The 7830-nt window shown below is 68.4% G+C and carries 9 protein-coding genes and 1 pseudogene; 7 read left to right on the top strand and 3 right to left on the bottom strand.

The features are described 5' to 3' along the window. The first annotated feature begins 163 nt into the window (after positions 1-163). On the top strand, positions 164-610 hold the full coding sequence (locus tag ACFC8N_RS48510) for a sec-independent translocase (protein ID WP_356037380.1): 447 nt from the start codon (positions 164-166) through the stop codon (positions 608-610). 248 nt (positions 611-858) lie between these two features. On the opposite strand, the gene ACFC8N_RS48505 is transcribed toward ACFC8N_RS48510, so the two are convergent. The 3 genes from ACFC8N_RS48505 to ACFC8N_RS48495 form a co-directional block, all read right to left on the bottom strand. After that, positions 859-1128: an undecaprenyl-diphosphate phosphatase gene (locus ACFC8N_RS48505; RefSeq protein WP_376296059.1), complete on the bottom strand. Its 270-nt coding sequence runs from the start codon at positions 1126-1128 to the stop codon at positions 859-861. Positions 1129-1551: 423 nt separating this feature from the next. After that, positions 1552-1908 (bottom strand): STAS domain-containing protein, encoded by a 357-nt coding sequence (locus tag ACFC8N_RS48500; protein WP_376296060.1) that lies wholly within the window; start codon positions 1906-1908, stop codon positions 1552-1554. Between the two features lie 676 nt (positions 1909-2584). Continuing rightward, entirely contained in the window at positions 2585-2854 is a 270-nt protein-coding gene (locus ACFC8N_RS48495) for a hypothetical protein (RefSeq protein ID WP_376296058.1), read from the bottom strand. A gap of 231 nt (positions 2855-3085) precedes the next feature. Here ACFC8N_RS48495 and ACFC8N_RS48490 point away from each other — a divergent pair, with 231 nt between their 5' ends. The 6 genes and pseudogenes from ACFC8N_RS48490 to ACFC8N_RS48465 all read left to right on the top strand — a co-directional run. Next, positions 3086-3562 (top strand): hypothetical protein, encoded by a 477-nt coding sequence (locus ACFC8N_RS48490; RefSeq protein WP_376296057.1) that lies wholly within the window; start codon positions 3086-3088, stop codon positions 3560-3562. A 187-nt stretch (positions 3563-3749) separates the two neighbouring features. After that, positions 3750-4805 (top strand): hypothetical protein, encoded by a 1056-nt coding sequence (locus tag ACFC8N_RS48485; protein WP_376296056.1) that lies wholly within the window; start codon positions 3750-3752, stop codon positions 4803-4805. 256 nt (positions 4806-5061) lie between these two features. After that, positions 5062-5703: a PP2C family protein-serine/threonine phosphatase gene (locus tag ACFC8N_RS48480; protein ID WP_376296055.1), complete on the top strand. Its 642-nt coding sequence runs from the start codon at positions 5062-5064 to the stop codon at positions 5701-5703. Then, positions 5690-6055, top strand: coding sequence for a hypothetical protein (locus ACFC8N_RS48475; RefSeq protein WP_376296054.1), 366 nt, complete (start codon positions 5690-5692; stop codon positions 6053-6055). The genes ACFC8N_RS48480 and ACFC8N_RS48475 overlap by 14 nt, the downstream gene beginning before the upstream one ends. A gap of 704 nt (positions 6056-6759) precedes the next feature. Next, positions 6760-6942: a hypothetical protein gene (locus tag ACFC8N_RS48470; protein WP_376296053.1), complete on the top strand. Its 183-nt coding sequence runs from the start codon at positions 6760-6762 to the stop codon at positions 6940-6942. A 65-nt stretch (positions 6943-7007) separates the two neighbouring features. After that, a pseudogene (locus tag ACFC8N_RS48465) lies at positions 7008-7702 on the top strand (IS5 family transposase); the annotation flags it as partial. Positions 7703-7830: the final 128 nt, after the last annotated feature.

Raw genomic sequence — 7830 nt, 5'->3', positions numbered from 1 at the left:
CTCGTCGATGGTCGCCAACTGGCTGCTGGTCGCCGTCCTGCTCAAGGTCAGCGACACGGCCCGCCGTCCCCCGCCGCAGCCGGCCGCCGACGTCAACGCCGCCGAGACCCAGTTCGTACGTCCGTGAGCCCGGCATCCCTTCGGGGACAGAGTGGAGGCACCGATGTTGTTCGACGTGAGTCCCCTGGACATGCTCGTTCTGGGGATCATGATCATCCTGCTCTTCGGTCCCGACAAGCTGCCCGAGGTCCTACAGAAGGTGACCGGGTTCCTTCGCAAGGTCCGCGCGTTCTCCGAGGCCGCCAAGGAGGACGTGCGCTCGGAACTGGGTCCGGAGTTCAAGGACCTGGAGCTGGAGGACCTGCACCCGAAGACGTTCGTGCGCAAGCACCTCCTCGACGGCGACGGCCTCGGGATCGAGGAGATCCGCTCCGCCCTGGATCCGAGGGCGGAGCTGGCGGAGCTGGCCGACGCGGTGAACGGTGAGCCGAGCGAGTCGACCGAGCGGGCCGCGCGAACCGAGCCGACCGGTCGGACCGGGAGCGGGGCGAGCCGAGCGGCCTCGCCGGATCAGGCCCCCGCGCACGCCTACGATCCCGACGCCACCTGAGCCACGACGGGCGGTCAGACAACCCCCTTGGCCGCACCGAGCCATCAGGGATACGCCGGAGGACCGGGCCGTCACTCGGAAGCGAACGCGCCGGCCCTTCGCCCGAGGACGAAAGCACCGGCCCCTCCGTCCGAGGAACAATGCGTGCCCCCCTCGCCCGGCAAGGCAGCGCCGCCACGTCGGTATGAGGCAGATGTCCCTCACTCCGGCATGAACCAGCCCTCGGCCCAGCTTGAGACGGACGCCCCTTACGTAACGGCGAAGTAGGCGAGGCTGCCCAGGCCCACAACTGAGCAGTAGATCGAGAAGGGGATCAGGGCGCGGTGCTCGAAGTGCCGGGCCAGGTAGCGGGGCGCGAGGTAGGCGGCCACGAAGGCGGCGACGCTGCCCGCCAGGAGCGGGCCGCGCAGGCCGTCGCCAAGGGCGCCGAGCAGCGGCGGGAGCTTGAGCAGGGCGGCGCCGCCGATGACCGGCGCGGCGTGGAGGAACGCGAAGCGGGCGGAGTCCTCGTGGTCCATGCCCTTGAAGATGCCCGCGCTGATGGTGGAGCCGGTGCGGGGCCGGGGAGGAGGGCGAGGATCTGGGCGGCGCCGATGACCACGGCCTGCCGGATGGTCAGCCGGGTGATCCGCAGGTCCGACTGCTCGTCCGCCGACAGGTGCTCCTCGCCGGGGGCGACGGCCGCCCCGGCCCGCCGGCGGCCGGTCCCGCCGCGCCGCAACTGCTCCGTGACGAAGAGCACGATGCCGTCGAGCGCGACACCGGCGACCGCGACCGGGACGCACGCCGTGAGGATCAGCCAGGCAAGCTTCTGGTCCAAATTTCGATCTACGCCTTGGCGTGAAACGGCGGTCAGGCGTCGCGGTGGCGTCAGGCAGCGTCGCGGGGCCAGCGACCGGCCTGCATGCCTTTCTCCGCTCGTCCTGCGGAAGGCCGCGCCGTCACGGAGACTGGCCATCTGGTGTGCCGTTTTCGGGTGCGCCCTCTTCGTGGATGTCGAGCAGTTGGGTCAGGCCGAGCCTCTGGAACGTAATGCTGGCGTTGGTGCTGGTATGGGTGACGATGATCCTTGTGCCATGGAGTCGTGCCTGGCGCAGCGTGGAGAGGAACGCCCTGCCTCCGTCGCTGTTCATGTAGGTGACGCGTTGGAGATCCACCTCCAGAACGCGTGGATGCGTCACGAGGGCGTCGAGCAGGTCCTTGCTGATGCTCTCGGCGTTCTTCGCGGTGATCTCGCCCGACAGCCGGACCACGACGTGCTCCGAGGCGCGGGCCGTGCGGGCTGTCCGCCCTCTCAGTCGGTGCAGTGCGCCGCGTGCGGTCTCCCAGAGGCTGCGGTGTCCGTGTGGCGGGGCGGGCGAGTGCTCCGGCATTGAGTCTCCCGGTCGGTGACTGCGGGCGGGCCATGTCGACCAGACTTTCCGAGACACCTGGGAACAGACTAGTCGGACATTCCTCCGCGGATCATGCTGCTCTGTGCTGTGTCGGCCAGCGTGTGGCGGCGCAAGACAAGGGCCGCGCCGGATGCGAGCTGGATGTGCATCAGGGTGGGCCCGGGCAACGTGCCGGTCAGCGCCCGGCCGGCATGGCCTCAGCGTGCGTTCCGTCCGTAGCGCGCGATGATCCACGCGGCGCCTCGTTCGGCCAGTGCCTTCCGGCGTGCCCTGCGTGAACGTCTCGGAGCCGCAGGCAAAGCTCCTCGCCCCGGTCCGGGAGCGGCTGCCAGCCCCGCGAGCCGCTCGGCGGCGCGCGAAAGCTCGGCTCGTAGCCGCCGGCGCCGTCCAGGGGAGGTGGTTTTCAGCAGGGCCGTATAGAGCCCCTCGATCTCGGCCACGGCGGCTCCCAGCCGGAGATTCGCGTCGCGCCGCTGAATGTCGCCGTGCACCATGGATGGTCTTCCTCCCCCGAGGGCGTATCGCCCAGGCTGACTTCGACTGTTGTGCCGTCCGGCAACCTTCTTGCCGGCCGGGAGCGTCATGTGCCGTCTTCGACCAGCAGAGCGATCCGGTCGGGGTCGTAGACCACCCAGCGCGGCGTCGGGGCTCCGGACAGGCACAGGCGGCACAGCGTGGCGCCGTCCGGGGTTGTCCACCAGGCGGTGACGGTGCCCGGCCGCGGCCATCCGGCCTGCTCGTTTACGGCCACTGGCCGGTAGGTGAGCTGGACCTGGGCGTCCAGGGGAGGCGGCGGGTATCCCTGCGGCAGTTCTTCCAGCAGGCGCTCCGCAGCGGACGTGCCTCGCATGGTCCGGCCCTCCCCCTGGCTCTGTTCAGATGATGCTTTCATTATTGCGCAACTGGTGAACTTCCTTCGAGGGCCGGCATCCAAGCCAGGGTCACCTCGCCCGGGCCGAACCAGTACTCGCCGAGCAGGTCCTCGTCCGTATGTGGCACAACTCCTTTCCTTTTCGGCCAGTTGCAGGATGCTCGGCACCACGGACGGACCGTCCGCGCAGCCAGCATTCTGGCGACGAACATGGGCACAGAACGCGACGCAAGCACATCGAAGGAGAAGACAGTTGCTGGGGCGGAGAACATCCTCGATGGTGTCCCCGCCGAGTCTCTGACCCGGATCGCGTATCCACGACACGCCTTCGACCGGCTTGCGGCGTGGGTGCCGCGGGCCGTGTCCGGCAAGACACACGTCGTCTTCCTGATCGCGCTGGGCGTCTATTTGATCGTCCTGCCGCTGGCAGGCATCATCACGACCAGCGCGCAGGCGGAACTGAACGGCGGCAACTACACCAACGTGACCAGCGACGTGGGCGCCTGCATAGCGGCAGGCGGCACGCTGCACCTGGTGCGGGCGAATCGCAAGCGTTCCCGTATCCAAGCGGAACGGCTGAGGCTCGCCCAGGAGACCCACGCACTGCTGCACCACGTCTACGCCGACCATGCCAGGGCTCTTGGTCACAGCCTCCCGGTCGACGAGAGTCCAGGGGCGGGGACGTAGTCGGCGGACCAAACATGCAGGAGGGCTGTCTGCCGTCATGACCGGACGCCTCCGAACGGTCTACACAGCCGTAGACGTTAACTCCCTCGTTCCCTTCGAGCCGTGTTCGCGCCATCGCTGGATCTTCAAGGGCACACAGGCTGGCGCGCGGTCTGGTTCGCCTCTTGTGTGAGGGAAGGTCATGAGTATGAGGATCAGCAAGGTGCTCGGCGCGGCGGCCGGTGTGGTGGCTGTGGCGATCGGGTTCTCGGGGGTGGCGGGAGCCGCGACGAACGCGGCGCCCGTGGGTGTGCCCGCCGGCTTCAAGGCGGCCGTCTTCGCGCACGCGGGTGGCAAGGTTACGGGCGCCGACGACATCGCGCGTCTGGGCGACAAGCTCTTCGTCGGCTTCCAGAACGGGGTTGGCTCGCAGGGTGAGCCTTCGCCCACCGGGAACACCAAGAGCACCGTCGTGGAGTTCGACAAGCACGGCAAGGAGGTGGCGCACTGGGACCTCGTCGGCAAGGTCGACGGCCTCGGCGCCGACCCCCGTACCCACCGGGTCGTCGCATCCGTCAACGAAGACGGCAACAGCAGTGTCTACACCATCAGCTTCCGGCGTGGCCGCCACCACGGCGCCGGCACGGTGAAGCACTACCACTACAGCTCGCTGCCGCACGGCGGCGGCACGGACAACGTGAGCGTCCGGCACGGCGTCGTCTACATCGTCGCTTCCAACCCCGCCGCGGACGCCAAGGGCAGCACCGCGGGCCGCCCGGCGCTGTACAAGGTGACCTTCAGCGGCTCGATCGCCAAGACCACTCCGGTCTTCGACGACAACATCACGGCCACCAACCTGGTGACCGGCAAGACCGGTCCGCTCAACCTGACCGACGACGACTCCAGCACCTTCGTGCCGCGCTCCGTGCCGGGCTTGGGCGGCAGCCTGCTGCTGGACGGACAGGCCGACCAGCAGGCCGTCTTCGTCAAGCACTGGGGCAGCGCACAGCAGAAGGCGGTCGTCCTGCCGCTGAGCCAGACGGTGGACGACACCGCCTTCGCCTCCTCCACCGAGGGAACCCTCTACGTGGTGGACACCGCGAAGGGCGACGTGATCGCCGTGACGGGCCACTTCTCCAAGGGCGAGGCCTTCGCCTCGGCGGCGAACGGGCTGGGCACGCTTAACCTGAAGACCGGTCAGATCACCGCCTTCGGTAGCGTGGCTCCCAAGGCGAAGGGGCTGCTCTTCGTCCCGGCCGAGTAGAGTCCTCGCCGAGCAAGGGACCGGCGCATACGCAGGCGCACTCCGCTCCCAGAAGGACGGGGAGCGGTGTGCGTGTCGGCAGGTACAACCCCGGCCGGTGGAGGAGTGTTCACGCGCCGGTCGCACGAGAGCCCATAGGGTTTGCCCGACCTGGTGTTGTCTGGCCTCGCGCACGGAGATGACGAGAGGCAGCCCGGTGGCAGAGACAGGCGGTTTCCCCTCGCGGGGTGTGTGGCGGCGGCCCGGGTTGCGGTGGGTGGACGTGGTGGTCGTAGCCGCGCTGTTGGCGCTACTGCGCACCCCGCCCAGCGCTGTCCTCACCCGGCTCGACCCTGCTTTCCAGGCGATCACCGACGTCCCCGTCACCACCGCATGCCTCGCACGCATCGAACCCGCCCCACCGGCCGGCTGGACACTGGACTGGAGTACCGCGGGTCACCCCCCGCCACTGCTGATCTCCCCCGGCCAACCGACCCGCTACCTGTACACCGACCCGGCCCTGCCCCTCGGCGTCGACACCGCCGTGCCACGCCACGACCACACCCACCCCTTGCCCGAAGACTCAACGATGGTCTTCTTCACCGACGGGGTCATCGAACACCACGAGCACCCGATCGAAGAAGGTCTCGGTCGCCTCACAGCCCTCGCCACCGCCCACGCGGGCGTGCCCCTGGCCGACTTCGTACAGACACTGGCCGACCGACATCCCAGCGACGGTCACGACGACATGGCCATCCTCGCCCTGCGCATTCCCCAGGCCGCCCCCACGTCAAATCCCGTCACTCTGACTGTCGTCAGCACACCGCCTCATGGGTGGTGGAGCGTGTGGCGCCGCGATGTCCGCACGGCAGAGAAGCATCGGCGGCAGCCAGCACATGCTTGGCATGACGATCAGTGAGAACATCGAAAGTCGAGTGATCAGTGGGATGCTCGTTGTTCCCGGCAGGATGGCAGGCATGGGCCACTGGGTGTACGAGCTCTCGGGTCGCCCCAACTCGGGGGACTACCAGCAGATCGCGGATGATCAGGAGCCGGGCGATGTGGTGCTGCGTGAACGCCCGGGCGGACTGGGCATCGTGGACGGGTTCGTGCGGGAGAGCGTCGACGACATGATCATGGTGGCCCGCTTTTGGTGGATGGCCAGCAGAGACCCGTCCACGGTGGCACCGGCGGTACTGCAGGCATCCGGACTTCCGCCCCTCGCGCGGCGGGATGCGCGGCCGGTGCGTACAGGCAGCGAGTCCGCTTGAGGGGCGTCCCGAGCTGCGTCGTGGCTGTGCGCGACGACCGTCGCGCACAGCCGTTCTCCTACTCCTCTGTGGCGGCTTCTTCGGTCCCGGTCTCCTCGGCCGCGGGGGTGACTGGTTCTTCGGTCCCAGCCTCCTCGGCTGCCGGGGTCGCGGGCTCTTCAGCCCCAGTCTCCTCGGCTGTGGTGGGGGCGGGTTCTTCTGCTTCCGCCTCCGCTGCCTCGGGGGTCGGCTCCTCGCCCTCCGTAGGGCCGGCCTCAGTCGTGGCCGGTGACTCCTCGGGGGTGGTCTCCGCCTCTGTCCCTTCGGCCGCAGTGGGTTCCTGCTCGGTGTCGCTCATTGCTCACCGCCTTCCGTACTGACAGGCAGGAATGGCTCAGGTGTCGCCTGGTCGGACGACCGTGATGATGCGGAATTCATCACTCATCATGTCACTAAATAGTACGATTCTTGGCTTACTGCGAGGCCGCCAGGAATACTCCGGATCCTGCCACTCCGGCCGCCGGGCCTGGAGCTTGTCCACGTCCGCGGCGTCGGCGCGCCCCCAACGTCGCCACCGCCCAGGCGTGGGCGAACGAGGCTGCCCCCGATACCCCAAAGAGCAGCTGGTAGGCCACGCTGGGCAGGCCCAGCAGGGAGAGGGACTACGCCCGTGACGAACCCCGCCGGGCCCACCGATCCGGTAGCAGCGAGGCGAGGAGCCAACCGTGATCACGTCGGACCCGGCCCGCCTGGCGGACTTGTTCACCTACGAGGTCGACGGACACGAGGCACAGTTCGTGCGCCCCGCCGACACCAGCGACATGGCCTGGGCCGTCTACGACTGGGGCCAGTACGCCGACACGCCTCGTCACGGCGCGGAGCGGATCTGCATGGCCCGCAGGGCTTAGAACTCCTAACAAAGTGAGGCTTCTTACCTTGGAATGTGGGTGCCTGATGGAGCGTTAGCCTTCACGTGAGAAAGGGTGAGCAGCTTCCGTGGGTCGTGTCCGATGAGTTGTGGGCGCGGATCGAACCGTTGCTTCCGGTCGTGCCGCGGAGGGCCGATCACCCGGGGCGCAGGCGTCTGGACGACCGGAAAGTGCTGTCGGGCATCCTGTTCGTGCTGTACACCGGCATTCCGTGGGAGTTCCTGCCCCAGGAACTGGGCTTCGGCTCGGGGATGACGTGCTGGCGGCGTCTGCGTGACTGGAACGACGCTGGCGTCTGGCAGCGTCTGCACGAGTCACTGCTGGCCGAGCTGAACGCCGCCGCCGCCCTGGACTGGTCGAGGGCGGTGATCGACGGCTCCCACGTGCGGGCCATGAAGGGCGGCCCAAAACCGGACCGAGCCCGGTCGACCGTGCCCGAACAGGCTCCAAGCACCATCTGATCACCGAAGCGCACGGCATCCCGCTCGCCGTCTCGCTGACCGGCGGCAACCGCAACGACGTCACCCAGCTCATCCCGCTGATCCAGGCCGTCCCGCCGGTGCGCGGCCGACGCGGACGGCCCCGCCGACGACCAGACACGCTCTACGCCGACCGGGGCTACGACCACGACAAGTACCGCCGACAGGTCCGGGCAGTCGGGATCACCCCCGTCATCGCCCGCCGCGGCACCGAACACGGCTCAGGACTGGGCGTCCACCGGTGGGTCGTCGAACAGAGCTTGTGCGCCACGAGGCGCTCTGTTTGTATCCCAGGTTCAGCCGGGAGGAACTCGGAAGGAGGTTCCTGGGCCCGATGACTTACCTGGATCCGAAAGGCGAAGGGGACAAAAGCATGTCAGAAAACCAG

It is taken from the genome of Streptomyces sp. NPDC055966 (assembly GCF_042269865.1).
Classification (GTDB): domain Bacteria; phylum Actinomycetota; class Actinomycetes; order Streptomycetales; family Streptomycetaceae; genus Streptomyces.
Note: the sequence above shows the minus strand (reverse complement) of the source record. Positions and strands in the feature narration are given on the sequence as shown.